Origin of the sequence: Escherichia sp. WS1451 (genome assembly GCF_046487365.1) — a bacterium.
Lineage (GTDB): Bacteria > Pseudomonadota > Gammaproteobacteria > Enterobacterales > Enterobacteriaceae > Escherichia > Escherichia coli.
Window position 1 is genome coordinate 120,079 of sequence record NZ_JBJQJP010000007.1, and the last position, 26,321, is coordinate 146,399.

Below are 26,321 nucleotides of genomic sequence, written 5' to 3' on the forward strand. Positions count from 1 at the left end.
AGTTTTAAAAGACGGAAAAGATGAGATATTCAGTGTGGTATAGCAAAGGTAATGCTATTCACCATCTCTATGAGTGAGTTAACATCTATACCACATTTAAGCCGCACACTCGGCGGTGACCACCCCCTGACAGGAGTATGTAATGTCCAAGCAACAGATCGGCGTAGTCGGTATGGCAGTGATGGGGCGCAACCTTGCGCTCAACATCGAAAGCCGTGGTTATACCGTCTCTATTTTCAACCGTTCCCGTGAAAAGACGGAAGAAGTGATTGCCGAAAATCCAGGCAAGAAACTGGTTCCTTACTATACGGTGAAAGAGTTTGTTGAATCTCTGGAAACGCCTCGTCGCATCCTGTTAATGGTGAAAGCAGGAGCAGGCACGGATGCTGCTATTGATTCCCTTAAGCCATACCTCGATAAAGGTGACATCATCATTGATGGCGGTAACACCTTCTTCCAGGACACCATTCGTCGTAACCGTGAGCTCTCTGCCGAAGGCTTTAACTTTATTGGTACCGGTGTTTCCGGTGGTGAAGAGGGCGCGCTGAAAGGTCCTTCCATTATGCCTGGTGGGCAGAAAGAAGCCTATGAGCTGGTTGCACCGATCCTGACCAAAATCGCCGCAGTGGCTGAAGACGGTGAGCCATGTGTTACCTATATCGGTGCCGATGGCGCAGGTCACTATGTGAAAATGGTTCACAACGGTATTGAATACGGCGATATGCAGCTGATTGCCGAAGCCTATTCTCTGCTAAAAGGTGGCCTGAACCTTACCAACGAAGAACTGGCACAGACCTTTACCGAATGGAATAACGGTGAACTGAGCAGCTACCTGATCGACATCACCAAAGATATCTTCACCAAAAAAGATGAAGACGGTAACTACCTGGTTGATGTGATTCTGGATGAAGCAGCAAACAAAGGTACGGGTAAATGGACCAGCCAGAGTGCGCTGGATCTCGGCGAACCGCTGTCGCTGATTACCGAGTCTGTGTTTGCACGTTATATCTCTTCTCTGAAAGATCAGCGTGTTGCCGCATCTAAAGTACTGTCTGGTCCGCAAGCGCAGCCAGCAGGCGATAAGGCTGAGTTTATCGAGAAAGTTCGTCGTGCTCTGTATCTGGGCAAAATCGTTTCTTACGCTCAGGGCTTCTCTCAGCTGCGTGCGGCGTCTGAAGAGTACAACTGGGATCTGAACTACGGCGAAATCGCGAAGATTTTCCGTGCTGGCTGCATCATCCGTGCACAGTTCCTGCAGAAAATCACCGATGCCTATGCCGAAAATCCGCAGATCGCTAACCTGCTGCTGGCTCCGTACTTTAAGCAAATTGCCGATGACTACCAGCAGGCGCTGCGCGATGTCGTCGCTTATGCAGTACAGAACGGTATCCCGGTTCCGACCTTCGCCGCTGCGGTTGCCTATTACGATAGCTACCGTGCCGCTGTTCTGCCTGCGAACCTGATCCAGGCACAGCGTGACTATTTCGGTGCACATACTTATAAGCGCATTGATAAAGAAGGTGTGTTCCATACCGAATGGTTGGATTAATCTGATCTAAGTAACAATAAATTGAGGCCCGGGGTATATTGCGCCGGGCTTTTTTTTGCCAATTATCTTATAGACTAAATTTTACTGCTTAATATTAACTTAATAAATATCAGCTATTCTTATAAAGAAAATCTGAATTGTTTTTCGTTGCGTTGACCATCGAACAACGTAGCGTTAAAACTTTTAGCTCTTATCAGGATGCTAAAAACATCATGATTCACAGTTAAGTTAATTCTGAGAGCATGAAATGAAAATCACCATTTCCGGTACTGGCTATGTAGGCTTGTCAAACGGGCTTCTAATCGCACAAAATCATGAGGTTGTGGCATTAGATATTTTACCGTCACGCGTTGCTATGCTGAATGATCGGATATCTCCTATAGTTGATAAGGAAATTCAGCAGTTTTTGCAATCAGATAAAATACACTTTAATGCCACATTAGATAAAAATGAAGCCTACCGGGATGCTGATTATGTCATTATCGCCACTCCAACCGACTATGATCCTAAAACTAATTATTTCAATACATCGAGTGTAGAATCAGTAATTAAAGACGTAGTAGAGATAAATCCTTATGCGGTTATGATCATCAAATCAACGGTACCCGTTGGCTTTACCGCAGCGATGCATAAGAAATATCGTACTGAAAATATTATTTTCTCTCCGGAATTTCTCCGTGAGGGTAAAGCCCTTTACGATAATCTCCATCCTTCACGTATTGTCATCGGTGAGCGTTCAGAACGCGCAGAACGTTTTGCTGCTCTGTTACAGGAAGGCGCGATTAAGCAAAATATCCCGACCCTGTTTACCGACTCAACCGAAGCAGAAGCGATTAAACTTTTCGCTAATACCTATCTGGCGATGCGCGTAGCGTACTTTAATGAACTGGATAGCTATGCAGAAAGTTTAGGTCTGAATACTCGCCAGATTATCGAAGGCGTTTGTCTCGATCCGCGTATTGGCAACCATTACAACAATCCGTCGTTTGGTTATGGTGGTTATTGTCTGCCGAAAGATACCAAGCAGTTACTGGCGAACTACCAGTCTGTGCCGAATAACCTGATTTCGGCAATTGTCGATGCTAACCGCACACGTAAAGACTTTATTGCCGATGCCATTTTGTCACGCAAACCGCAAGTGGTGGGTATTTATCGTCTGATTATGAAGAGCGGGTCAGATAACTTCCGTGCGTCTTCCATTCAGGGGATTATGAAACGTATCAAGGCGAAAGGAGTTGAAGTTATCATTTACGAGCCGGTGATGAAAGAAGACTCATTCTTCAACTCTCGCCTGGAACGTGATCTCGCGACATTCAAACAACAAGCCGACGTTATTATCTCCAACCGTATGGCAGAAGAGCTTAAGGATGTGGCAGACAAAGTCTACACACGAGATCTCTTTGGCAGCGACTAATCTTCTCTGATCAGGGCGGTTTCGCCCTGATTGTCTTTTGTAACCTGTGCAATAATTCATTGTTTTTATCATTTATCCTATAGCATTCACTAAGATTATCACTACACTATGCAGACCTAAAATTATAACGTCCGTTAGGGTAATGATGAGAGTAGAAAATAATAATGTTTCTGGGCAAAACCTTGACCCGGAACAGATTGATTTGATTGATTTACTGGTGCAACTATGGCGTGGCAAGATGACAATCATCATTTCTGTTATTGTCGCTATTGCCCTGGCAATAGGATATCTGGTCGTTGCCAAAGAAAAATGGACTTCCACAGCTATCGTTACTCAACCTGATGTGGGGCAAATCGCTGGTTATAACAATGCCATAAATGTGATTTATGGTTCAGCCGCGCCGAAAGTGTCTGAGATCCAGTCGATTTTAATTGGTCGCTTCAGCACGACATTTTCTGCATTAGCAGAAACGCTGGATAATCAGGAAGAACCTGAAAAACTGACCATTGAACCTACTGTTAAAAATCAGTCATTACCTTTAGCGGTGTCTTATGTTGGGCAATCGCCTGAAGCTGCGCAGAAACAGCTGGCGCAGTATATCCAGCAAGTTGACGACCAGGTAAATGAAGAACTGGAAAAAGACCTGAAAGACAACATCGCGCTGCGTATGAAAAACTTGCAAGATTCTCTGAAGACCCAGGAAGTAGTCGCGCAAGAGCAGAAAGATCTGCGTATCCGTCAGATTCAGGAAGCGTTGCAGTATGCGAATCAGGCGCAGGTGACAAAGCCGCAGATTCAGCAGACACAGGACGTGACCCAGGATACCATGTTCCTTTTGGGGAGTGACGCGCTCGAGTCGATGGTTAAGCATGAAGCGAGCCGTCCGTTGGTGTTCTCGTCAACCTACTATCAGACTCGTCAAAACCTGCTGGATATCGAAAGCTTAAAGGTTGATGATCTTGATATTCACGCTTACCGCTATGTGATGAAACCTACGTTACCCATTCGTCGTGATAGCCCTAAGAAGGCAATCACCTTGATTCTGGCGGTGCTGCTGGGCGGCATGGTTGGCGCGGGAATTGTGCTGGGGCGTAACGCGCTGCGTAATTACAACGCGAAGTGATTTTTTGAGCTAAAAGAAAGCGGGCAGGGTGGTCGCGTGCCCGTTTTTTTTTGTTGGATGCGATGCTGGCGCACCTTATCCAGCTTACATGTGTTGAGAATTTTGTAGGCGCAATAAACTTGCGCACCGAGCATTAACGGATTAGTTGTTGCCGAAAGTGACTGTAATAACACTTCCGCATCCCTAGTAATTCACTGATGCCACTTGCGAAGGTTCTCAATCACCGTTGTTAAATCCTAGTCTTGATTCTGCCTCAGCAGGTGATATATGAAATCAGACGCCTCATTGGTCAGTTCGAAGCAGTTATGTATCGTCGCAAAATGGGGCTATTCACCTCTAGTATGGCGTAATTTTGTTCAAAGATATATTTTACACCAGCGGATCATTAGCAAATAAGCAAAAAATTGTCATGTCTTTCTTTATTTTTACCATTTATATCAATGGATTAGCATTAATTGGTTTGGTAAATGTTTGATGTGTATATTATTTGAGTAATCCATTAATTAGTCGGCTTTTATATTTTTTTTCCCAGCATGCAACGCTATAATCTGCGAAGATTTTTTTGTGAAATGAGCAGTGTAGAGGCATGAGTCGTTTATCCCACCAGTCGCAACATAACGCCGTCGTCGTGTGCAAAGAGCTGTCAAGCCCGAATGCGCGCTGCTTCTCTGGCGGCGAATACGATGTCTCTTCTTATCTTTCACCGTATCGTAAATGCCCCTTTCTGATGGGTACTGGCATCGGTAAATCACTTGATTCGTTTTTTTTGATGGCGGTGAGAGCATGTGTTTTGCCCCGCGTTAATGAGAAGTTCCTGATGGTTACTCTGGCGGCAAATGTGGAAATTGTGGGGCGTTTCGTGGCCTGGTGAGGAACAGATACATATTAAAAGCAGAGATATGCCCTGAGACATATCTCTGCTTTTAGGTTTTCAGGATACCCGTTCCGTAAGGATGGTTTTTCAGACCGCTGAGTGAAGCGGCTGCCGACAGTCTGAAGCGAAAGAGGGTGGCGTTTAGCCTGGAGCACTGGAGCACTACGCATTTTGGTTGCGATAGCCAATGGCGGTAGCGTACCTGAAAAAGGCCATTCAACCCGTTGGTCGATTGATTGATAGTAAAATAAAACAATTATTTATTTAAGGATTTCATTATGTTACTTCCTGTAATTATGGCTGGTGGTACCGGCAGTCGTCTCTGGCCGATGTCACGCGAGCTTTATCCGAAACAGTTCCTCCGCCTGTTCGGGCAGAACTCCATGCTGCAGGAAACCATCACCCGACTCTCGGGTCTGGAAATCCATGAACCGATGGTCATCTGTAACGAAGAGCATCGCTTCCTGGTGGCTGAACAGCTGCGCCAGCTCAATAAGCTGTCGAATAACATTATACTTGAGCCGGTCGGGCGCAACACCGCGCCGGCCATCGCCCTGGCGGCCCTTCAGGCCACCCGCTACGGTGACGACCCGCTGATGCTGGTTCTCGCCGCCGACCACATCATCAATAACCAGTCGGCCTTCCACGATGCTATCCGGGTCGCCGAGCAGTATGCTGATGAAGGTCATCTGGTCACATTCGGTATCGTGCCGAATGCCCCGGAAACTGGCTACGGTTACATTCAGCGCGGCGTGGCGCTCACCGACAGTGCCCATTCCGCGTACCAGGTGGCCCGCTTTGTGGAGAAGCCGGACCGCGAGCGCGCCGAGGCTTACCTCGCCTCCGGGGAGTACTACTGGAACAGCGGCATGTTTATGTTCCGCGCCAAGAAATATCTCATCGAGCTGGCCAAATACCGTCCGGATATCCTGGAAGCCTGCCAGGCTGCGGTGAATGCCGCCGATAATGGCAGCGATTTCATCAATATCCCGCATGATATTTTCTGCGAGTGCCCGGATGAGTCCGTGGACTACGCCGTTATGGAGAAAACCGCTGATGCGGTGGTGGTCGGTCTCGATGCTGACTGGAGCGACGTTGGCTCCTGGTCCGCACTATGGGAGGTCAGCCCGAAAGACGAGCAGGGCAACGTCCTTAGTGGCGATGCGTGGGTACACAACAGCGAAAACTGCTACATCAACAGCGACGAGAAGCTAGTGGCGGCCATTGGCGTAGAGAATCTGGTGATTGTCAGCACTAAGGACGCCGTGCTGGTGATGAATCGCGAGCGTTCCCAGGACGTGAAGAAGGCGGTCGAGTTCCTCAAGCAGAACCAACGCAGCGAGTACAAGCGCCACCGTGAGATTTACCGCCCCTGGGGCCGCTGCGACGTGGTGGTCCAGACCCCGCGCTTCAACGTCAACCGTATCACGGTGAAACCAGGCGGTGCCTTCTCGATGCAGATGCACCACCATCGCGCCGAGCATTGGGTTATTCTCGCCGGCACCGGTCAGGTGACGGTCAACGGTAAGCAGTTCCTGCTGTCCGAGAACCAGTCCACCTTTATTCCGATTGGCGCCGAGCACTGCCTGGAAAACCCTGGCTGCATTCCGCTGGAAGTGCTGGAGATCCAGTCGGGGGCGTACCTTGGCGAGGACGACATTATTCGTATTAAAGACCAGTATGGTCGTTGCTAATTATTTTCGGGACAAGACGCAGAATGACACAGTTAACTTGTTTTAAGGCTTATGACATCCGTGGTGAACTGGGTGAGGAACTGAACGAGGACATTGCCTACCGTATCGGTCGCGCCTACGGCGAATTTCTTAAACCCGAGAAGGTAGTGGTGGGGGGCGATGTGCGCCTCACAAGCGAGTCGCTGAAGCTGGCGCTGGCCCGCGGGCTAATGGATGCCGGTACTGACGTGCTGGACATCGGCCTGAGCGGTACCGAAGAGATTTACTTTGCCACCTTCCACCTTGGGGTAGATGGTGGCATCGAGGTGACAGCGAGCCACAATCCTATGAACTACAACGGCATGAAGCTGGTGCGCGAGAATGCGAAGCCCATCAGCGGCGACACCGGCCTGCGGGATATCCAGCGCCTGGCGGAGGAAAACCAGTTCCCGCCAGTGGACCCGGCGCGTCGCGGGACCCTGAGCAAGATATCGGTACTGAAGGAGTATGTTGACCATCTGATGAGCTACGTGGACTTCTCGAACTTCACCCGTCCACTGAAGTTGGTGGTGAACTCCGGAAACGGGGCTGCGGGGCACGTGATTGATGAGGTGGAGAAACGCTTCGCGGCGGCTGGGGTGCCGGTAACCTTTATCAAGGTGCATCACCAGCCGGATGGCCATTTCCCTAACGGTATCCCGAATCCGCTGCTGCCGGAGTGCCGCCAGGATACCGCCGACGCGGTGCGCGAGCATCAGGCCGACATGGGGATTGCCTTTGACGGCGACTTCGATCGCTGCTTCCTGTTCGATGACGAGGCGTCGTTTATCGAGGGATATTACATTGTCGGCCTGCTGGCTGAGGCGTTCCTGCAGAAGCAGCCGGGAGCGAAAATCATTCACGACCCGCGCTTGACGTGGAACACGGTAGACATCGTGACCCGCAACGGCGGCCAGCCGGTGATGTCGAAGACGGGGCATGCGTTCATCAAGGAGCGGATGCGTCAGGAAGACGCTATCTACGGCGGGGAGATGAGTGCGCACCATTACTTCCGCGATTTCGCCTACTGCGATAGCGGGATGATCCCGTGGCTGCTGGTGGCGGAGCTGCTGTGTCTGAAGAACAGCTCGCTGAAATCGCTGGTGGCGGACCGCCAGAAGGCGTTCCCTGCGTCGGGAGAGATCAACCGCAAGCTAAGGAATGCTGCTGAGGCGATCGCTCGCATCCGGGCGCAGTATGAGCCGGCGGCTGCACACATCGACACAACGGACGGGATCAGTATTGAATACCCTGAATGGCGCTTTAACCTGCGCACGTCTAACACCGAGCCGGTGGTGCGTCTGAACGTTGAGTCCAGAGCTGATGTGGCGCTTATGAATGAAAAAACGACCGAGCTGTTACACCTGTTAAGCGGGGAATAAGGTGAGAGATTTACTAACGACGATTTATCGTTATCGGGGATTTATCTGGAGCAGTGTTAAACGTGATTTTCAGGCGCGCTATCAAACTAGTATGCTGGGCGCACTATGGCTCGTTTTACAACCGCTCTCTATGATTCTGGTCTATACCCTGGTTTTTTCCGAGGTGATGAAGGCAAGAATGCCCGATAATACCGGGTCGTTTGCCTATAGTATTTATCTCTGTTCCGGGGTACTGACCTGGGGATTATTTACTGAGATGCTGGATAAAGGTCAGAGCGTATTTATTAACAATGCTAATCTGATCAAGAAACTCAGTTTTCCGAAAATCTGTCTGCCGATCATCGTGACGTTATCGGCGGTGCTAAATTTCGCGATTATTTTCAGTTTGTTTCTAATTTTTATCATTGTCACCGGTAACTTCCCCGGCTGGCTCTTTCTCTCGGTGATACCGGTCCTGCTTTTGCAGATCCTGTTTGCCGGTGGGCTGGGGATGATCCTTGGTGTGATGAACGTCTTTTTCAGGGATGTGGGGCAACTGGTTGGCGTTGCGCTGCAATTCTGGTTTTGGTTCACACCCATTGTTTATGTACTGAATTCATTACCTGCATGGGCAAAAAATCTGATGATGTATAACCCGATGACTCGGATCATGCAATCTTATCAGTCCATCTTCGCCTATCATCTGGCCCCCAACTGGTATTCGCTATGGCCAGTATTGGCTCTCGCCATTATTTTCTGCGTCATCGGTTTCAGGATGTTCCGCAAGCATGCGGCGGATATGGTGGATGAATTATAATGAGTTATATCAGAGTAAATAATGTCGGTAAGGCGTATCGCCAGTATCACTCAAAGACCGGGAGACTGATCGAATGGTTATCCCCTCTGAATACCAAACGCCATAATTTGAAATGGATCCTCAGTGACATTAATTTCGAAGTCGCTCCGGGCGAGGCTGTCGGTATTATCGGTATCAACGGTGCAGGCAAGAGTACCCTGCTTAAACTCATAACCGGGACGTCCAGGCCGACGACTGGAGAAATTGAAATCTCTGGACGTGTCGCTGCATTACTCGAATTGGGGATGGGGTTTCATTCTGATTTCACTGGTCGGCAGAATGTTTATATGTCTGGGCAACTGTTGGGGTTATCGTCAGAGAAAATAACTGAACTGATGCCGCAAATTGAAGAGTTTGCTGAGATTGGGGATTATATCGATCAGCCTGTGCGCGTCTACTCCAGTGGGATGCAAGTTCGATTAGCTTTTAGTGTAGCGACGGCTATCCGTCCTGATGTGCTAATTATCGATGAGGCATTATCTGTTGGGGATGCATATTTCCAGCATAAAAGCTTTGAGCGTATTCGAAAATTTCGTCAGGAAGGCACCACGCTGTTGCTGGTATCCCATGATAAACAAGCGATCCAAAGCATTTGCGACCGGGCTATTTTATTGAATAAAGGCCAAATTGAAATGGAAGGTGAACCTGAAGCAGTGATGGATTATTACAATGCTCTTCTGGCCGATAAACAAAATCAGTCCATTAAACAAGTTGAGCATAATGGTAAAACGCAAACTGTTTCAGGCACTGGTGAGGTGACTATCGCTGAGGTTCATCTTCTCGATGAACAGGGCAATGTGACTGAATTTGTTTCGGTAGGGCATCGTGTCAGCTTGCAGGTCAACGTTGAGGTCAAGGACGATATTCCTGAGCTTGTTGTCGGATATATGATTAAGGATCGACTTGGACAGCCGATTTTCGGGACCAATACGTACCATCTCAATCAGACACTCACCTCCCTGAAAAAAGGAGAAAAGCGTTCGTTCTTATTTTCTTTCGATGCGAGATTGGGGGTTGGCTCCTATTCTGTCGCTGTCGCGTTGCATACTTCCAGTACGCACCTCGGCAAAAACTATGAATGGCGCGATCTGGCCGTGGTATTCAACGTCGTTAACACGGAACAACAAGAGTTTGTCGGCGTGTCCTGGTTGCCGCCTGAACTGGAGATTTCTTAATGGGTTCGTCGTTTTATCGTTCATTTGAAGAACGACACAGAGGTTCGGTTGAAGAAATCAAGCGCCGCTTGAGTTTTTATTTACCTTTTCTTGCAGGTCTGAAGGACATTTATCCTGATGGCGTGATTGCGGATATTGGTTGCGGACGTGGCGAATGGTTGGAGATCCTGACTGAAAATGGCATTGCGAACATCGGCGTCGATCTCGATGATGGCATGCTGGCGCGCGCCAGGGAGGCCGGACTGAATGTGCAGAAAATGGATTGTCTGCAGTTTCTGCAAAGTCAGGCGGATCAGAGCCTGATAGCGTTGACCGGTTTTCATATTGCTGAGCATTTGCCTTTTGAGGTCCTGCAGCAGCTCGTCATGCATACCCTACGGGTGCTGAAACCAGGTGGTTTGCTGATCCTCGAAACGCCGAACCCGGAGAATGTAAGCGTCGGCACCTGTTCATTTTATATGGATCCAACGCATAATCATCCTCTGCCACCGCCACTGCTTGAGTTTTTACCTATTCATTATGGTTTTAACAGAGCAATTACCGTTCGTCTGCAGGAAAAAGAGGTTCTTCAATCTCCGGATGCAGCCGTTAATTTGGTCGATGTACTCAAAGGGGTGAGCCCCGACTACAGCATCATTGCTCAGAAAGCAGCGCCAACAGATATTCTTGAACGCTTTGACACCCTGTTTACCCAGCAGTACGGTCTGACGCTGGATGCTCTGAGCAACCGTTACGATGCGATTTTGCGCCAACAGTTTTCGTCCGTTGTCTCACGGCTGGAGACGTTGAACCAAACCTATATGCAACAGATAAGCCAAATGTCAGAGACTATTCAGACTTTGCAAGGTGAGGTTGACGATCTGAGTCATGTCATCGATCAGAACCATCAGCTTCATCAGCAAATGGCGGATTTACATAACAGTCGTTCATGGCGTATTACTCAACCACTACGCTGGTTGTCTTTGCAACGTCAATTATTACGTCAGGAAGGGGCTAAAGTGCGAGCCCGTAGGGCTGCGAAAAAAATATTGCGCAAAGGGATGGCGCTCTCGCTGGTCTTTTTCCATCGTTACCCTAAGTCTAAGGTTTATCTGTTTAAGGTTCTGAGAAAAACTGGCTGCTATACATTGCTACAACGTTTGTTCCAACGCGTAATGCTGGTGCAATCTGACACGATGATGATGCAGTCCAGAAGATATGATGTGGGTACTGAAGAAATGACAAGTCGCGCGATGAGTATTTATAACGAATTAAAAAATAAAAATACGGAGAAATAACGATGCGTATTGTCATAGATTTACAAGGCGCACAGACGGAAAGCCGCTTTCGTGGCATCGGTCGTTATAGTATCGCAATCGCCAGAGGCATAATCAGAAATAACAGCCGGCATGAAATTTTCATCGCGCTATCCGCCATGCTGGATGAGTCGATTGCGGATATTAAGGCGCAATTTGCCGATCTCCTGCCGGCAGAAAATATAGTCGTATGGCATGCCGTAGGCCCTGTTCGTGCGATGGAACAAGGTAATGAATGGCGTCGGGAGAGCGCAGAACTGATTCGGGAAGCGTTTCTTGAATCATTGTGTCCAGATGTCGTTTTCATTACGAGCTTGTTTGAAGGTCATGTCGACGATGCGGCTACATCGGTACACAAATTTAGTCGTCAGTATAAAGTAGCCGTACTGCACCACGATCTTATCCCCCTCGTGCAGGCGGAAACCTATCTGCAGGACGATGTATACAAACCCTACTACTTACAGAAAGTTGAGTGGTTAAAAAACGCTGACCTTTTGTTGACTAACTCTGCTTATACCGCACAGGAAGCGATCGAGCATCTGCATTTACAGGGCGATCATGTGCAGAATATTGCAGCCGCAGTCGATTCTCAGTTTTGTATGGCGGAGGTGACAGCGAGCGAAAAAGAGACCGTCCTTGGCCATTACGGTATTCAGCGCGAGTTCATGTTGTATGCGCCTGGAGGATTTGACTCAAGGAAAAACTTTAAACGGTTGATTGAGGCCTATGCCGGGCTCAGTGATGCCTTACGTCGCAGTCATCAACTGGTTATCGTCAGTAAGCTTTCCATCGGTGATCGTCAGTATCTGGAATCCCTTGCGTCAGGTAATGGTTTACAGCAAGGCGAACTGGTACTCACTGGTTATGTGCCGGAAGATGAGCTGATCCAGCTCTATCGCCTATGTAAGCTGTTCATCTTTGCTTCACTACATGAAGGTTTTGGGTTGCCGGTTCTGGAAGCAATGTCGTGCGGTGCGCCGGTGATTGGCTCAAATGTCACCAGTATTCCTGAAGTCATCGGTAATCCTGAGGCATTATTCGACCCGTATTCTGTCTCTTCCATGAGGGATAAGATCGCGCAATGTTTGACTGATGATACCTTCCTCGCGCGTCTGAAAGAAATGGCGCAGCAGCAAGCGCGAAATTTCTCTTGGGATAAAGCTGCGGTGACTGCTCTGGAAGCTTTCGAAAAGATCGCGGTAGACGACACCGGTACTGCGCAGGTTTTGCCTGAAGCTTTGATTCAGAAAATCCTTGCTATCTCACAAGGGCAGCCAGATGACCGCGATCTGCGCTTGTGCGCAACGGCCATTGATTACAATCTGAAAACGGCAGAACTTTATCAAATCGACGATAAATCGCTGAACTGGCGTGTGGAAGGCCCATTCGATAGCTCATATAGTCTGGCGTTGGTCAACCGCGAATTTGCCCGGGCACTCTCAGCCGATGGTGTAGAGGTTTTATTGCATTCCACTGAAGGACCAGGTGATTTTGCCCCAGATGCCTCGTTTATGGCACAGTCGGAAAATAGTGATCTTCTGGCATTTTATAATCAATGTCAGACCCGCAAGAGTAACGAAAAGATAGATATTCTTAGCAGAAATATCTATCCACCGCGGGTTACCAAAATGGATGCCAAAGTAAAATTCCTTCATTGTTATGCTTGGGAAGAAACGGGCTTTCCGCAACCGTGGATCAATGAATTTAATCGGGAACTTGACGGAGTGCTGTGTACTTCGGAACATGTTCGTAAAATATTGATTGATAACGGACTGAATGTGCCCGCATTTGTTGTTGGCAATGGCTGTGACCATTGGCTCAATATCCCAGCCGAGACGACAAAAGATGTGGATCACGGAACATTCCGTTTCCTGCACGTCTCTTCTTGTTTCCCACGCAAAGGGATACAGGCAATGCTTCAGGCTTGGGGGAAGGCGTTCACTCGTCGTGACAATGTTATCTTAATCATTAAGACTTTTAACAATCCGCACAATGAAATTGACGCATGGCTGGCTCAGGCCCAGGCTCAATTCATAGACTATCCCAAAGTTGAAGTGATCAAAGAGGATATGTCAGCCACCGAGCTTAAAGGGCTTTATGAAAGCTGTGATGTTTTGGTTGCTCCAGGTTGCGCTGAAGGCTTTGGTTTACCTATTGCTGAAGCAATGCTGAGTGGGCTACCGGCTATCGTCACCAATTGGAGCGGGCAACTTGATTTTGTTAATTCACAAAATTCATGGCTGGTTGACTATCAGTTCACTCGGGTAAAAACGCACTTTGGTCTGTTTTCCTCAGCCTGGGCCAGTGTGGATATTGACAACTTAACAGATGCATTAAAAGCGGCAGCCTCAACCGATAAATCAGTGCTGCGTGACATGGCCAATGCTGGTCGCGAGCTTCTTCTGCAGCAGTTTACCTGGAAAGCGGTGGCTGATCGTTCTTGCCAGGCGGTCAAGACTCTGCGTGCGCATATTGATATTGCACAGCATCGGGCGCGCATTGGCTGGTTGACGACCTGGAACACGAAATGTGGGATCGCAACCTATTCCCAGCATCTGGTGGAAAGCGCACCTCATGGCGCGGATGTTGTTTTTGCTCCCCAGGTCAGCGCTGGCGATCTTGTGTGTGCAGACGAAGAGTTTGTACTTCGCAACTGGATTGTAGGTAAAGAGAGCAACTATCTGGAAAACCTCCAGCCACACATTGATGCTCTGAGACTCGATGTCATTGTGATCCAATTCAACTATGGATTCTTTAATCATCGAGAACTGTCGGCGTTTATTCGTCGCCAGCATGACGCCGGTCGTTCAGTTGTTATGACGATGCACTCAACTGTGGATCCGCTGGAAAAAGAGCCGAGCTGGAATTTCCGTCTTGCTGAAATGAAAGAGGCGCTGGCACTTTGCGACCGGTTGTTGGTGCATTCGATTGCCGATATGAACCGCCTTAAAGATTTAGGCTTAACTGCGAATGTTGCTTTATTCCCGCACGGTGTTATCAACTACTCCGCAGCGAGCGTCACACGTCAACAGCAGTCTTTACCGCTAATTGCGAGCTATGGCTTCTGCTTACCGCATAAGGGCCTGATGGAACTAGTAGAATCCGTCCATAGACTCAAGCAAGCCGGTAAACCGGTTCGTTTACGACTGGTGAACGCAGAGTATCCTGTTGGGGAGTCACGCGATCTGGTGGCAGAGCTTAAAGCTGCTGCTCAGCGGTTAGGTGTTACCGATCTGATTGAGATGCATAATGATTTCCTACCTGATGCGGAGAGTCTGCGGTTGCTTTCAGAAGCCGATCTTCTGATTTTTGCTTATCAGAATACTGGGGAGTCTGCTAGCGGGGCGGTACGTTATGGTATGGCGACTCAAAAACCTGTTGCGGTAACGCCCCTGGCGATATTTGATGATTTGGACGATGCCGTCTTTAAATTTGATGGATGCAGCGTCGATGATATCAGTCAGGGGATTGACCGGATCCTGAATTCCATCCGTGAACAGAACTCTTGGGCAACCAGGACTCAACAACGTGCCGATGCATGGCGGGAACAACATGATTATCAAGCTGTTTCACGCCGTCTGGTTAATATGTGTCAAGGCTTAGCTAAAGCTAAATATTTTAAATAAAAATATCTCTCTTGTATTTTTTGCCTTTGAATACAAGAGGGGTTAGATAATGTGTCATTTATTATGAAAATTATTTTTGCTACTGAGCCAATTAAATATCCATTAACGGGCATCGGTCGGTATTCCCTGGAACTGGTTAAGCGGCTGGCGGTCGCCCGCGAAATTGAAGAATTAAAGCTATTTCACGGTGCGTCGTTTATCGAACAGATCCCTTTGGTGGAGAATAAAAGCGATACCAAAGCCAGCAATCATGGTCGTCTGTCGGCGTTTCTACGCCGACAGACGCTGTTGATTGAGGCTTATCGCTTGCTGCATCCGCGGCGCCAGGCGTGGGCATTGCGCGACTATAAGGATTATATCTACCATGGCCCCAATTTTTATCTGCCGCATAAACTGGAACGCGCCGTGACCACGTTTCATGACATATCCATTTTTACCTGCCCGGAATATCATCCAAAAGATCGGGTTCGCTATATGGAGAAGTCCCTGCATGAGAGTCTGGATTCGGCAAAGCTGATCCTGACCGTTTCTGATTTCTCGCGCAGTGAAATTATCCGCTTGTTCAACTATCCGGCGGAGCGGATCGTAACCACCAAGCTAGCCTGCAGCAGTGACTATATCCCACGCAGCCCGGCAGAGTGTCTGCCGGTACTGCAGAAATATCAGCTGGCGTGGCAGGCCTACGCGCTATATATCGGCACTATGGAGCCACGTAAAAATATCCGAGGCCTGCTGCATGCCTATCAGCTGCTACCGATGGAGATCCGCATGCGCTATCCGCTAATCCTTAGCGGCTATCGCGGCTGGGAAGACGATGTGCTGTGGCAGTTAGTCGAGCGCGGTACTCGGGAAGGCTGGATCCGTTACCTCGGATATGTTCCGGATGAAGACCTGCCGTATCTGTACGCAGCGGCCAGAGTCTTTGTTTATCCCTCCTTCTACGAGGGATTCGGTTTACCTATTCTTGAAGCGATGTCTTGCGGTGTGCCGGTAGTATGCTCCAATGTCACCTCTTTGCCTGAGGTTGTTGGCGATGCCGGCCTCGTTGCCGATCCTAATGATATAGACGCGATTAGCGCGCAAATTTTGCAGAGCCTGCAGGATGATAGCTGGCGGGACATCGCCACCGCGCGCGGTCTTGCTCAGGCGAAACAGTTTTCGTGGGAGAACTGTGCGACCCAGACCATTAACGCCTATAAATTACTCTAAGGGTGTCAGTTGAGAGTTCTACACGTCTATAAGACTTACTATCCCGATACCTACGGCGGTATTGAGCAGGTCATTTATCAGCTAAGTCAGGGCTGCGCCCGCCGGGGAATCGCAGCCGATGTTTTCACTTTTAGCCCGGACAAAGATACAGGTCCTGTCGCTTACGAAGATCATCGGGTCATTTATAATAAACAGCTTTTTGAAATTGCCTCCACGCCGTTTTCGCTGAAAGCGTTAAAGCGTTTTAAGCTGATTAAAGATGACTACGATATCATCAACTACCATTTTCCGTTTCCCTTTATGGATATGCTGCATCTTTCGGCGCGGCCTGACGCCAGGACTGTGGTGACCTATCACTCTGATATAGTGAAACAAAAACGGTTAATGAAGCTGTACCAGCCGCTGCAGGAGCGATTTCTCAGCGGCGTAGATTGCATCGTTGCCTCGTCGCCCAATTACGTGGCTTCCAGCCAGACCCTGAAAAAATATCTGGATAAAACGGTGGTGATCCCGTTTGGTCTGGAGCAGCAGGACGTGCAGCACGATCCGCAGAGGGTCGCGCACTGGCGGGAAACTGTCGGCGATAAGTTCTTTCTCTTCGTCGGCACTTTCCGCTACTACAAAGGGCTGCATATTCTGATGGATGCCGCTGAGCGTAGCCGACTGCCAGTGGTGGTTGTAGGGGGCGGGCCGCTGGAATCGGAAGTGCGGCGTGAAGCGCAGCAGCGCGGGCTGAGCAATGTGATGTTTACCGGCATGCTCAACGACGAAGATAAGTACATTCTCTTCCAGCTCTGCCGGGGCGTGGTATTCCCCTCGCATCTGCGCTCTGAGGCGTTTGGCATTACGTTATTGGAAGGCGCACGCTTTGCAAGGCCGCTGATCTCTTGCGAGATCGGTACAGGTACCTCTTTCATTAACCAGGACAAAGTGAGTGGTTGCGTGATTCCGCCGAATGATAGCCAGGCGCTGGTGGAGGCGATGAATGAGCTCTGGAATAACGAGGAAACCTCCAACCGCTATGGCGAAAACTCGCGTCGTCGTTTTGAAGAGATGTTTACTGCCGACCATATGATTGACGCCTATGTCAATCTCTACACTACATTGCTGGAAAGTAAATCCTGAGAGCTGCTACCCCCGCCGTTGCTGCGGGGGCCAACGCGTTAATGCCGATTCTTCAGATTATCAATCACTTCTCCGAGATCCAGCCCCTGATCCTGCAACAACACCAGCAGGTGATACATCAAATCAGATGCCTCGTTGGTCAGCTCAAAGCGGTCATGTACCGTTGCTGCCAGTGCGGTTTCCACGCCTTCTTCGCCCACTTTCTGCGCAATGCGCTTGGTGCCGCTGGCATACAGTTTGGCTGTGTAAGAGGTTTCCGGGTCGGCAGATTTGCGTTCGGCGAGCAGTTGTTCCAGTTGATACAGGAACAGCCATTGGTGAGCGGTGTCGCCGAAGCAGCTGCTGGTGCCTTTGTGGCAGGTTGGTCCGATAGGATTCGCCAGTACCAGTAGCGTGTCGTTGTCGCAGTCCGGCGCAATATTTACTACGTTGAGGAAATTGCCCGACGTTTCGCCTTTGGTCCACAGCCGTTGTTTAGTGCGCGAGAAGAAGGTGACTTTGCCGCTTTCGATGGTTTTATCTAAGGCTTCCGGGTTCATATAGCCCAGCATTAGCACTTCGCCGGATACCGCGTGTTGCACAATCACCGGCATAAGTCCGTCGGTTTTTTCCCAGTCCAGTTCGCGACGTTGTTGTTCTGTTAACATATCCTGATCTCCACGCCCTGTGTTGCCAGGTACGCTTTTAATTCACCAATATTGATTATTTGTTTGTGGAATACGGAAGCTGCCAGCGCGCCGTCAACGTCGGCATCGCGGAAGGCTTCGAGGAAGTGTTCCATGGTGCCCGCGCCACCGGAGGCAATCAGCGGGACGTGGCAAACTTCACGCACTTTTTTCAGTTGTTCGAGGTCGTAACCGTTACGCACGCCGTCCTGATTCATCATGTTGAGGACGATTTCTCCGGCACCGCGTTTTTGCACTTCCTCTACCCAGTCGAGCGTTTCCCACTGAGTGACGCGGGTGCGGCTTTCATCGCCGGTATATTGATTCACATGATATTTACCGGTTTCAGCGTCGTACCAGGTATCAATACCGACCACAATACACTGCACACCAAAGCGATCCGCCAGGCGAGTAATTAACGTCGGGTCCGCCAGCGCAGGAGAGTTGATGGAAATTTTATCCGCGCCAAAGGAAAGAATTTTCGCGGCATCTTCCAGAGACTTAATCCCACCCGCCACACAGAACGGAATGTCGATCACTTCCGCCACGCGAGATACCCAGCTTTTATCTACCACACGGCCATCGCTGGAAGCGGTGATATCGTAGAACACCAGTTCGTCTGCACCTTCTTCGGCGTAGCGTTTTGCCAGCGGTACAATATCGCCAATGATTTCATGGTTGCGAAACTGTACGCCTTTCACCACCTGACCATCACGAACGTCGAGACACGGAATTATGCGTTTTGCCAGCATGCGATGGCCTCCTTCACGGTGAATTTATCTTCCAGTAATGCACGACCAACTATTACGCCGCGCACGCCAGTGCCACGCAGGGCAGCAACATCGTTAATTTCGCCAATGCCGCCGGATGACTGAAATGCCACCTGCGGATATCTGGCGCACACTTCTTCATATAAAGAGACGTTAGAGCCTGCCAGCGTGCCGTCGCGCGAGATATCGGTACACAGCACATGTTTCAGGCCGACGGGCAGATAGGTTTCCACCAGTTGTTCCAGCGAAACGCCCGAGTTCTCTTGCCAGCCGCTGACTGCCACCTGTTTGTTGCCTTGCTCGTCAATACGGACATCCAGCGCCAGCACTAAGGCATCGGCACCAAAACGTTCAAACCAGCCCTTCACCATTTCTGGTGATTTCACCGCGGTGGAGCCGACCACCACGCGAGCAACGCCCGCTTCCAGTAACGCCGCCACGTCTTCTTCGCTACGCACGCCGCCGCCAACCTGCACCGGAACGTTAACGCCCGCGACCAGGGTTTTAATCAGCGGGATTTGACGTCTAGCCGGATCTTTTGCCCCGGTCAGATCCACCAGATGCAACACTTCGGCACCCTGCGCGGCGTAATCCTGTAAGCGCGGCAGCGGGTCGTTACCGTAATCGCGTTGTTTGCCGTAATCGCCCTGATGGAGACGCACCACGGTGCCGTCGATTAAATCTAATGCCGGAATAATCATCACATCTCCAGGAAATTTTTCAGCAACTTAGCGCCAGCGGCACCAGAACGCTCCGGATGGAACTGCACGCCGTAGAAGTTATCTTTTTGTACCGCCGCGGTGAACGGTTCGCCGTAATTACACTGGGCGATGGTCCACGGATTGACCGGCATTGCGTAGCTGTGAACAAAGTAAAAGTACGCGCCGTCTTCAATCCCCTGAAACAGGCGGTTGCCTGCCTGCGGGTAAACGCGGTTCCAGCCCATATGCGGCAGTGGCAGACCAAAGTCGGTCATTTTCGGCACGTCTTCGTCGATGATGCCCAGCAAATCGACACCGTTGCTCTCTTCGCTGCGCCGCCCCAGCAGTTGCATCCCTAAGCAGATGCCCAGCACCGGTTGGGTACAGGCTTTGATGAGATCAAACAACTCGCGCTCACGCACCTGGTCCATCGCCGCTTGCGCGGTGCCAACGCCGGGGAAAAACAGTTTATCGGCCAGCAACACGACGTCCGGGTCACGGCTAACTTTGGGTTCATAACCGTGACGCGCAATGGCAGATTTCACCGAGTTCAAATTGGCGCAGCCGGTATCAAGGATCACCACGTTCATTACAGCACTCCTTTCGACGAGGGCAGGGTGTCGCCTTCCACGCGGATAGCCTGGCGCAGGGTGCGACCAAAAGCTTTGAACAGGCTCTCTACACGGTGGTGATCATTTTTACCTTTGGTTTTCAGGTGCAACGTCACGCCCATGGTGTATGAGAGCGAACGGAAGAAGTGCTCGATCATTTCGGTGCTGAGATCGCCCACGCGCTGGTAGGTAAATTCAGCTTTATATTCCAGGTGCGGGCGACCAGAGATATCCAGTGCGCAGCGGGCAAGGCATTCGTCCATCGGCAGCACAAAACCGAAGCGGCAAATACCGCGTTTGTCGCCAAGTGCTATTTTTAACGCTTCGCCCAGCGCCAGACCGGTATCTTCGACGGTGTGGTGATCGTCGATATAGAGGTCGCCTTTAACGTTGATTTCCATACGGAAACCGCCGTGAGTGGCAATCTGATCCAGCATGTGATCAAAAAAGCCAACGCCGGTGTTAATCTTGCTGCCACCTTCGCGATCCAGCCACACCTGGACGTCAATTTGCGTCTCTTTGGTGTTACGCACTACATGGGCGTAACGGTCTCGTTTAGTGAGTTGCTCGCCAATCATTGGCCAGTTCAGAGTTTCGCGGTCGTAGCGTAAACCATTAATGCCCATGTTTTCCGCCAGTTGAATGTCGGTCGCGCGATCGCCAATTACATAACTGTTAGCGCGATCCATCGCTTGCTCAGCCAGATAACGCTCCACCAGTTTTACTTTCGGCTTACGGCAGTCACACTCATCGGCGGGCAGGTGTGGGCAAATCAGCACTTCATCAAACTGCACGCCTTGCGAGGTGAAGATCTGCATCATCAGGTTGTGCGGGCCATCGAAATCCGCCTGCGGGAAACTTTGTGTTCCCAGACCATCCTGATTAGTGATCATCACCAGCTTGTAGCCCGCTTTTTGCAGCTTCAGCAGCTCCGGGATCACGCCAGGTTCAAAGGCGAGTTTGTCAAAACGGTCCACCTGAAAATCACTTGGCGGTTCGCTAATCAGGGTTCCATCGCGATCGATAAAAAGATACTTCTGACTCATCAAACTTGCTCCGCACGTAAGGCGTCAATGACGCGCTGGCTTTCTTCACGGGTTCCGACGGTAATTCGCAGGCAGCCGCTTAAAGAGGGTTGTTTATTCTGATCACGTAAGATAATGCCCTGATCCCACAAAGATTTAAACACTGCGCTGGAGGCTTTAAAGCGCGCCAGAATGTAGTTGGTTTCAGAGTCAAAAACCTGCTCCACGCAGGGGATCTCTTGCAGTGCGGCAATCAGGTATTCGCGTTCAGCAATAATTTGCGCCACTCGTTCGCGCATGGCGACGATTCCCTGCGGGCTTAACGCCTGTGCGGCAATGTCGGCAACCGGCGTCGAGAGCGGGTAGGGGGCGATCACTTTCATCAGCAGGTTGATGACTTCTTCGTTTGCCAGCGTAAATCCGCAACGAAGCCCCGCCAGAGCAAAAGCTTTCGACAGTGTGCGCAAAATCGCCAGGTGCGGATACTCCGCCAGCCAGCCAGCCAGCGATGCCTGCGGGCAAAACTCGATATAGGCTTCATCGGCAACCACAATCGCCTTACCGCGGGTTAACTCCAGCAGGGTGCGAAAATCCTGCGGGTTGATCAGTTGCCCGGTGGGGTTGTTGGGGCTGCAAACATAGACCACTTTTACGCCATCCAGCTTGTCGGAAATGCCCTGTAAGTCCAGTTGCCAGTTGTCCAGCGTCGGCACTGTGCGGCACTCGACGCCAATGGTTTCAGCGCTGACGCTGTACATGCCGTACGTTGGCGGGCAGTAGAGGATGGCGTCTTTACCCGGTTCGCAAAAAGCGCGAATCAGCAGTTCAATGCCTTCGTCCGCGCCACGGCTGACCAGCACCTGTTCCGGTTTTACGCCTGCATATTGCGCGTAATTTTCAATCACCGCTTTCGGTTGGCATTCCGGATAGCGGTTGAGCGTTTGCTGAGTGAGCTGAAACTCCACGGCAGTGGGATATTCGTTGGCGTTCAGCCAGACATCGCCGTTACCGCCCAGACGACGCGCTGACTGATACGGCGTCAGGTTGCGGACGTTTTCACGCGCTAAATCGGTAATAGTCACGGTGCTCATGCTTGCTCCTTAAGGGCGTTAACACGCAAAGTAACGGCATTTTTGTGGGCGGTCAGGCGCTCGGCGGCGGCCAGTGTTTCAATGGTCGAAGCCAGCGCGGAGAAACCTTCTTTCGAGAGTTCCTGCACGGTCATGCGCTTCTGGAAATCCGCCAGCCCGAGGCTGGAACAGGTGGCGGTGTAACCGTAAGTCGGCAGAACGTGGTTAGTGCCGGAGGCATAGTCGCCTGCCGATTCCGGTGACCAGTCACCAAGAAATACCGAACCGGCGCTGGTGATGCCATCGACCAGTTCGCGGGCGTTGCGGGTCTGAATGATCAGGTGCTCCGGGCCGTACTGGTTGGAGATCTCTACGCACTGCGCTAAATCTTTAGTCACGATCAGGCGGCTGGCGTTCAGTGCCTGGCGGGCGGTTTCGGCACGCGGCAGTTCTGCCAGTTGGCGTTCGACGGCCTCGGCAACGCGACGCGCCATATCAGCGTCGGGGGTCAGTAAAATTACCTGTGAGTCAGGGCCGTGTTCAGCCTGAGAAAGCAAATCAGAAGCCACGAAATCCGGCGTTGCGCCGCTGTCAGCAATCACCAGCACTTCCGATGGGCCTGCGGGCATATCGATCGCCGCACCGTCCAGACGCTGGCTTACCTGGCGTTTTGCTTCGGTGACAAAGGCGTTACCCGGCCCGAAGATTTTATCCACTTTCGGCACAGATTCCGTACCAAACGCCAGCGCGGCAATGGCCTGTGCGCCGCCGACGTTAAACACGTCCTGCACGCCGCACAGCTGCGCCGCATAAAGGATCTCATCGGCAATCGGCGGCGGTGAGCACAGCACCACTTTTTTACAGCCCGCAATACGCGCCGGAGTTGCCAGCATTAATACCGTTGAGAAGAGCGGGGCGGAGCCGCCAGGAATATACAACCCCACTGAAGCCACCGGGCGCGTGACCTGCTGGCAACGTACGCCTGGCTGCGTTTCGACATCTACCGGCGGCAGTTTTTGCGCAGTGTGGAAGGTTTCAATATTCTTTACTGCCACCGCCATCGCCTGTTTTAGCTCGTCGCTCAGGCGTTCGCTGGCTGCAGCGATCTCCTCAGCAGACACCTTCAGCGCGGTAACCGTGGTTTTATCAAACTTCGCGCTGTATTCCCGCAGGGCCTCATCGCCGCGTGCTTTCACGTTATCGAGAATATCGTTAACAGTGCGGGTAATGCTTTCAGAAGCGGAGATCGCCGGGCGCATTAACAGCTGGCGTTGTTGCTCCGCAGTACAGCTATTCCAGTCAATGATTGTGTTAAAGCTCATGGCGATCACTCCATCATCTTCTCAATCGGCAGGACCAGAATTGAACTGGCACCCAGCGCTTTCAGTTTTTCCATCGTTTCCCAGAACAGGGTTTCGCTGCTGACCATGTGCATCGCTACGCGCTGTTGGTCACCTGCCAGCGGTAGAATGGTTGGGCGTTCGGCACCTGGCAGCAGGGCGATGACTTCATCCAGACGTTCGGTCGGTGCGTGCATCATGATGTATTTTGATTCGCGCGCCTGGATCACGCCCTGAATACGCGTCAGCAGTTTGTCGATCAGTTGCTGTTTGGATTCTTCCATTTCGCCATCGCGTTGGATCAGGCAGGCTTTCGAGCGGTAGATAACTTCGACTTCGCGCAGGCCGTTAGCTTCAAGCGTGGCACCGGTGGAAACCAGATCGCAAATCGCATCCGCCAGTCCGGCACGCGGGGCGACTTCAACAGAACCGTTCAGTAAGCAGGATTTAAAAGAGATGCCTTTCTGGTCGAGATAACGCTTGAGCAGGTGAGGATAAGAGGTGGCGATACGTTTACCGTTTAAGGAGAGCGGGCCGTCCCAGGCTTCATCAACCGGCGTTGCCAGCGAAAGGCGGCAGCCGCCGAAATCCAGACGACGCAGGGTAAAGTAGCGCGGATCTTCACCCTGGGCGCGGCGGTTAAGCAGCTCTTCTTCCAGCACGTTTTCGCCGATAATCCCAAGGTCAACCACGCCGTCCATTACCAGACCGGGAATGTCGTCGTCACGCACGCGCAGAATATCAATCGGCATGTTTTCTGCCATCGCGATCAGGCGCTGGGTGTGAAGATTAATTTTAATGCCGCAGCGCGCCAGTAATTCGCGTGAGTCATCACTTAAACGGCCGGATTTCTGCATAGCTATGCGTAAACGAGAGTTGTCTGTCATTTTCTTATTCCTCTTTAAACCTGTCTGAACCGTTATCAACCGCGCAATAAAAAAGCCCCCGGAAGGTGATCTTCCGGGGGCTTTCTCATGCGTTCATGCACCACTGGAAGATCTGAATGTCTTCCAGCACACATCGCCTGAAAGACTAGTCAGGATGATGGTGATGATGGTGGTGTTTAAATTGAACGCGTGTCATAAAAGTCTCTGTGAATGTTTATTCAACTGATGTCTTTTAACCTAACCCACTTTCACGTTAGAAAGCAAGGGCTTTTTTATATATTTTATGGCGATGGATTTGTTTAATGAATGAGCGGGGAAAGGAGGGGGCTAAGAGGACTGACCTCTAAGCTGACGGCACCAAAAATAGCGAAGCCTGGATTTTCGTCTCACTGACAATATCTTGATCTACAAACTAATTAATAAATAGTTAATTAACGCCCATCATTGTACAATGAGCTGTACAAAAGAGGAGATTGACATGCGTACAATTAGCTACAGCGAAGCGCGTCAGAATTTGTCGGCAACAATGATGAAAGCCGTTGAAGATCATGCCCCGATCCTTATTACTCGTCAGAATGGAGAGGCTTGTGTTCTGATGTCACTCGAAGAATACAACTCGCTGGAAGAGACGGCTTATCTGCTGCGCTCCCCCGCTAACGCCCGGAGATTGATGGACTCAATCGATAGCCTGAAATCAGGCAAAGGAACAGAAAAGGACATTATTGAGTGAAACTAATCTGGTCTGAGGAATCATGGGATGATTATCTGTACTGGCAGGAAACAGATAAGCGAATTGTTAAAAAGATCAATGAACTTATCAAAGATACCCGCAGAACGCCATTTGAAGGTAAGGGGAAGCCAGAACCCCTGAAACATAATTTGTCAGGCTTCTGGTCCCGACGCATTACAGAGGAGCACCGTCTGGTATACGCGGTTACCGACGATTCACTGCTCATTGCAGCATGTCGTTATCATTATTGAACAGATTCATTCATAGAATGAATTGTCAGTTTTGATACGCTAGCGTAGCCTTATAGATCTAAGGTGTATCAGGAGATAACGGATGAAAAAGGTCGCAATTGTCGGGTTAGGGTGGTTAGGCATGCCGCTGGCGATGTCACTTTCAGCGCGAGGCTGGCAAGTTACCGGGAGTAAAACCACACAAGATGGTGTCGAAGCGGCCCGAATGAGTGGGATTGATAGCTATCTGCTTCGCATGGAGCCTGAGTTAGTTTGCGATTCTGACGATCTGGATGCCCTGATGGATGCCGATGCGCTGGTCATTACGCTTCCGGCACGTCGTAGCGGCCCCGGCGATGAGTTCTATTTACAAGCGGTACAAGAGTTAGTAGATAGCGCGCTGGCCCATCGTATTCCCCGCATTATTTTTACCAGCTCAACATCTGTCTATGGCGACGCGCAAGGCACGGTGAAAGAAACCACCCCGCGTAATCCGGTAACCAACAGTGGACGAGTATTAGAAGAACTCGAAGACTGGCTGCACAATTTACCCGGAACTTCGGTCGATATTCTACGTCTTGCGGGTCTGGTCGGACCGGGACGTCATCCCGGACGTTTCTTTGCCGGAAAAACCGCCCCTGATGGTGAACATGGTGTTAATTTAGTCCATTTAGAAGATGTTATTGGCGCTATCACTCTGTTGTTACAGGCACCTAAAGGCGGACACATCTATAATATATGTGCGCCAGCTCACCCTGCGCGTAATGTTTTCTATCCGCAGATGGCCCGTTTACTGGGGCTGGAACCTCCGCAGTTCAGAAATAGTCTGGACAGCGGCAAAGGTAAGATTATTGATGGCAGTCGGATTTGTAATGAACTGGGATTTGAATACCAGTATCCCGATCCGCTGGTAATGCCGCTGGAGTAAACGATCACGCCAGCAGGACGCCGCATGCACTGCAAGGGGGCGTGT

Annotated in this window: 24 protein-coding genes, 1 pseudogene and 1 other annotated feature; of the genes and pseudogenes, 15 read left to right on the forward strand and 10 right to left on the reverse strand. The window is 50.5% G+C overall.

Annotated elements, in window-relative coordinates; genetic code table 11:
- The first annotated feature begins 142 nt into the window (after positions 1–142).
- The 3 genes from gndA to wzzB all read left to right on the forward strand — a co-directional run bounded on the left by gndA (position 143) and on the right by wzzB (position 4,086).
- Complete coding sequence (gene gndA, locus ACJHX7_RS11505; RefSeq protein WP_000043483.1) at positions 143–1,549, forward strand: NADP-dependent phosphogluconate dehydrogenase; 1,407 nt, start codon at positions 143–145, stop codon at positions 1,547–1,549.
- Positions 1,550–1,796: 247 nt separating this feature from the next.
- Positions 1,797–2,963 (forward strand): UDP-glucose 6-dehydrogenase, encoded by a 1,167-nt coding sequence (ugd, locus tag ACJHX7_RS11510; RefSeq protein ID WP_042023755.1) that lies wholly within the window; start codon positions 1,797–1,799, stop codon positions 2,961–2,963.
- Positions 2,964–3,108: 145 nt separating this feature from the next.
- The gene (gene wzzB, locus ACJHX7_RS11515) at positions 3,109–4,086 is read left to right on the forward strand and encodes an LPS O-antigen chain length determinant protein WzzB (protein ID WP_042023757.1); all 978 of its coding nucleotides are present in this window, start codon (positions 3,109–3,111) and stop codon (positions 4,084–4,086) included.
- 236 nt (positions 4,087–4,322) lie between these two features.
- On the opposite strand, the pseudogene ACJHX7_RS11520 reads toward wzzB, so the two are convergent.
- Positions 4,323–4,403, reverse strand: a pseudogene (locus tag ACJHX7_RS11520) (bifunctional phosphoribosyl-AMP cyclohydrolase/phosphoribosyl-ATP diphosphatase); the annotation flags it as partial.
- A 269-nt stretch (positions 4,404–4,672) separates the two neighbouring features.
- Between ACJHX7_RS11520 and ACJHX7_RS11525 the strand changes: the two are divergent.
- The 9 genes from ACJHX7_RS11525 to wbdC all read left to right on the forward strand — a co-directional run bounded on the left by ACJHX7_RS11525 (position 4,673) and on the right by wbdC (position 17,319).
- Entirely contained in the window at positions 4,673–4,957 is a 285-nt protein-coding gene (locus ACJHX7_RS11525; RefSeq protein ID WP_042023759.1) for a hypothetical protein, read from the forward strand.
- Positions 4,958–5,238: 281 nt separating this feature from the next.
- Entirely contained in the window at positions 5,239–6,654 is a 1,416-nt protein-coding gene (locus ACJHX7_RS11530) for a mannose-1-phosphate guanylyltransferase/mannose-6-phosphate isomerase (RefSeq protein WP_000926404.1), read from the forward strand.
- Between the two features lie 23 nt (positions 6,655–6,677).
- Positions 6,678–8,054 carry an O9 family phosphomannomutase RfbK gene (rfbK, locus tag ACJHX7_RS11535; RefSeq protein WP_094029866.1) on the forward strand — a complete coding sequence of 459 codons (1,377 nt, stop codon included), beginning with the start codon at positions 6,678–6,680 and terminating at the stop codon, positions 8,052–8,054.
- 1 nt (position 8,055) lies between these two features.
- Entirely contained in the window at positions 8,056–8,850 is a 795-nt protein-coding gene (gene wzm, locus ACJHX7_RS11540; RefSeq protein WP_001308747.1) for an O8 family O-antigen export ABC transporter permease subunit, read from the forward strand.
- Positions 8,850–10,064, forward strand: coding sequence for an O8 family O-antigen export ABC transporter ATP-binding subunit (wzt, locus tag ACJHX7_RS11545; protein WP_042023763.1), 1,215 nt, complete (start codon positions 8,850–8,852; stop codon positions 10,062–10,064). The genes wzm and wzt overlap by 1 nt, the downstream gene beginning before the upstream one ends.
- Positions 10,064–11,341: a class I SAM-dependent methyltransferase gene (locus ACJHX7_RS11550; RefSeq protein WP_000535779.1), complete on the forward strand. Its 1,278-nt coding sequence runs from the start codon at positions 10,064–10,066 to the stop codon at positions 11,339–11,341. Before wzt ends, ACJHX7_RS11550 begins: the two co-directional genes overlap by 1 nt.
- 2 nt (positions 11,342–11,343) lie before the next feature.
- Complete coding sequence (locus ACJHX7_RS11555; RefSeq protein ID WP_094029867.1) at positions 11,344–14,985, forward strand: glycosyltransferase; 3,642 nt, start codon at positions 11,344–11,346, stop codon at positions 14,983–14,985.
- Positions 14,986–15,048: 63 nt separating this feature from the next.
- Positions 15,049–16,194, forward strand: a complete 1,146-nt coding sequence (locus ACJHX7_RS11560) for a glycosyltransferase family 4 protein (RefSeq protein ID WP_024189171.1) — start codon at positions 15,049–15,051, stop codon at positions 16,192–16,194.
- A gap of 9 nt (positions 16,195–16,203) precedes the next feature.
- Complete coding sequence (gene wbdC / locus ACJHX7_RS11565) at positions 16,204–17,319, forward strand: N-acetyl-alpha-D-glucosaminyl-diphospho-ditrans,octacis-undecaprenol 3-alpha-mannosyltransferase WbdC (RefSeq protein ID WP_001264404.1); 1,116 nt, start codon at positions 16,204–16,206, stop codon at positions 17,317–17,319.
- Positions 17,320–17,357: 38 nt separating this feature from the next.
- Here the strand turns inward: wbdC and hisIE are convergent, their stop codons facing one another.
- From hisIE to hisL, 9 genes are all read right to left on the reverse strand, one after another.
- Positions 17,358–17,966, reverse strand: coding sequence for a bifunctional phosphoribosyl-AMP cyclohydrolase/phosphoribosyl-ATP diphosphatase HisIE (hisIE, locus tag ACJHX7_RS11570; RefSeq protein WP_001362959.1), 609 nt, complete (start codon positions 17,964–17,966; stop codon positions 17,358–17,360).
- On the reverse strand, positions 17,960–18,736 hold the full coding sequence (hisF, locus tag ACJHX7_RS11575; protein ID WP_000880175.1) for an imidazole glycerol phosphate synthase subunit HisF: 777 nt from the start codon (positions 18,734–18,736) through the stop codon (positions 17,960–17,962). Before hisF ends, hisIE begins: the two co-directional genes overlap by 7 nt.
- The gene (gene hisA / locus ACJHX7_RS11580) at positions 18,718–19,455 is read right to left on the reverse strand and encodes a 1-(5-phosphoribosyl)-5-[(5-phosphoribosylamino)methylideneamino]imidazole-4-carboxamide isomerase (protein ID WP_094029868.1); all 738 of its coding nucleotides are present in this window, start codon (positions 19,453–19,455) and stop codon (positions 18,718–18,720) included. Before hisA ends, hisF begins: the two co-directional genes overlap by 19 nt.
- A complete protein-coding gene (gene hisH / locus ACJHX7_RS11585; RefSeq protein WP_001574668.1) occupies positions 19,455–20,045 on the reverse strand; it encodes an imidazole glycerol phosphate synthase subunit HisH in 591 nt (196 codons plus the stop codon). Before hisH ends, hisA begins: the two co-directional genes overlap by 1 nt.
- On the reverse strand, positions 20,045–21,112 hold the full coding sequence (hisB, locus tag ACJHX7_RS11590; RefSeq protein ID WP_000080093.1) for a bifunctional histidinol-phosphatase/imidazoleglycerol-phosphate dehydratase HisB: 1,068 nt from the start codon (positions 21,110–21,112) through the stop codon (positions 20,045–20,047). Before hisB ends, hisH begins: the two co-directional genes overlap by 1 nt.
- Positions 21,112–22,182, reverse strand: a complete 1,071-nt coding sequence (gene hisC, locus ACJHX7_RS11595; protein ID WP_000108947.1) for a histidinol-phosphate transaminase — start codon at positions 22,180–22,182, stop codon at positions 21,112–21,114. Before hisC ends, hisB begins: the two co-directional genes overlap by 1 nt.
- Positions 22,179–23,483 (reverse strand): histidinol dehydrogenase, encoded by a 1,305-nt coding sequence (gene hisD, locus ACJHX7_RS11600; RefSeq protein ID WP_033873485.1) that lies wholly within the window; start codon positions 23,481–23,483, stop codon positions 22,179–22,181. The genes hisC and hisD overlap by 4 nt, the downstream gene beginning before the upstream one ends.
- A 5-nt stretch (positions 23,484–23,488) precedes the next feature.
- Positions 23,489–24,388, reverse strand: coding sequence for an ATP phosphoribosyltransferase (gene hisG, locus ACJHX7_RS11605; RefSeq protein WP_000131756.1), 900 nt, complete (start codon positions 24,386–24,388; stop codon positions 23,489–23,491).
- A 46-nt stretch (positions 24,389–24,434) separates the two neighbouring features.
- Positions 24,435–24,558: a sequence feature (His leader region), on the reverse strand.
- Positions 24,534–24,584, reverse strand: coding sequence for a his operon leader peptide (hisL, locus tag ACJHX7_RS11610; protein ID WP_001364200.1), 51 nt, complete (start codon positions 24,582–24,584; stop codon positions 24,534–24,536). Its footprint overlaps the feature before it by 25 nt.
- Positions 24,585–24,866: 282 nt before the next feature.
- Here hisL and yefM point away from each other — a divergent pair, with 282 nt between their 5' ends.
- The 3 genes from yefM (at position 24,867) to ACJHX7_RS11625 (ending at position 26,276) form a co-directional block, all read left to right on the forward strand.
- Positions 24,867–25,118 (forward strand): YoeB-YefM toxin-antitoxin system antitoxin YefM, encoded by a 252-nt coding sequence (gene yefM, locus ACJHX7_RS11615; RefSeq protein WP_001259255.1) that lies wholly within the window; start codon positions 24,867–24,869, stop codon positions 25,116–25,118.
- Positions 25,115–25,369 (forward strand): type II toxin-antitoxin system mRNA interferase toxin YoeB, encoded by a 255-nt coding sequence (yoeB, locus tag ACJHX7_RS11620; RefSeq protein WP_000767829.1) that lies wholly within the window; start codon positions 25,115–25,117, stop codon positions 25,367–25,369. Before yefM ends, yoeB begins: the two co-directional genes overlap by 4 nt.
- 82 nt (positions 25,370–25,451) lie before the next feature.
- Positions 25,452–26,276 carry an SDR family oxidoreductase gene (locus ACJHX7_RS11625; RefSeq protein ID WP_000754737.1) on the forward strand — a complete coding sequence of 275 codons (825 nt, stop codon included), beginning with the start codon at positions 25,452–25,454 and terminating at the stop codon, positions 26,274–26,276.
- Positions 26,277–26,321 lie beyond the last annotated feature (45 nt).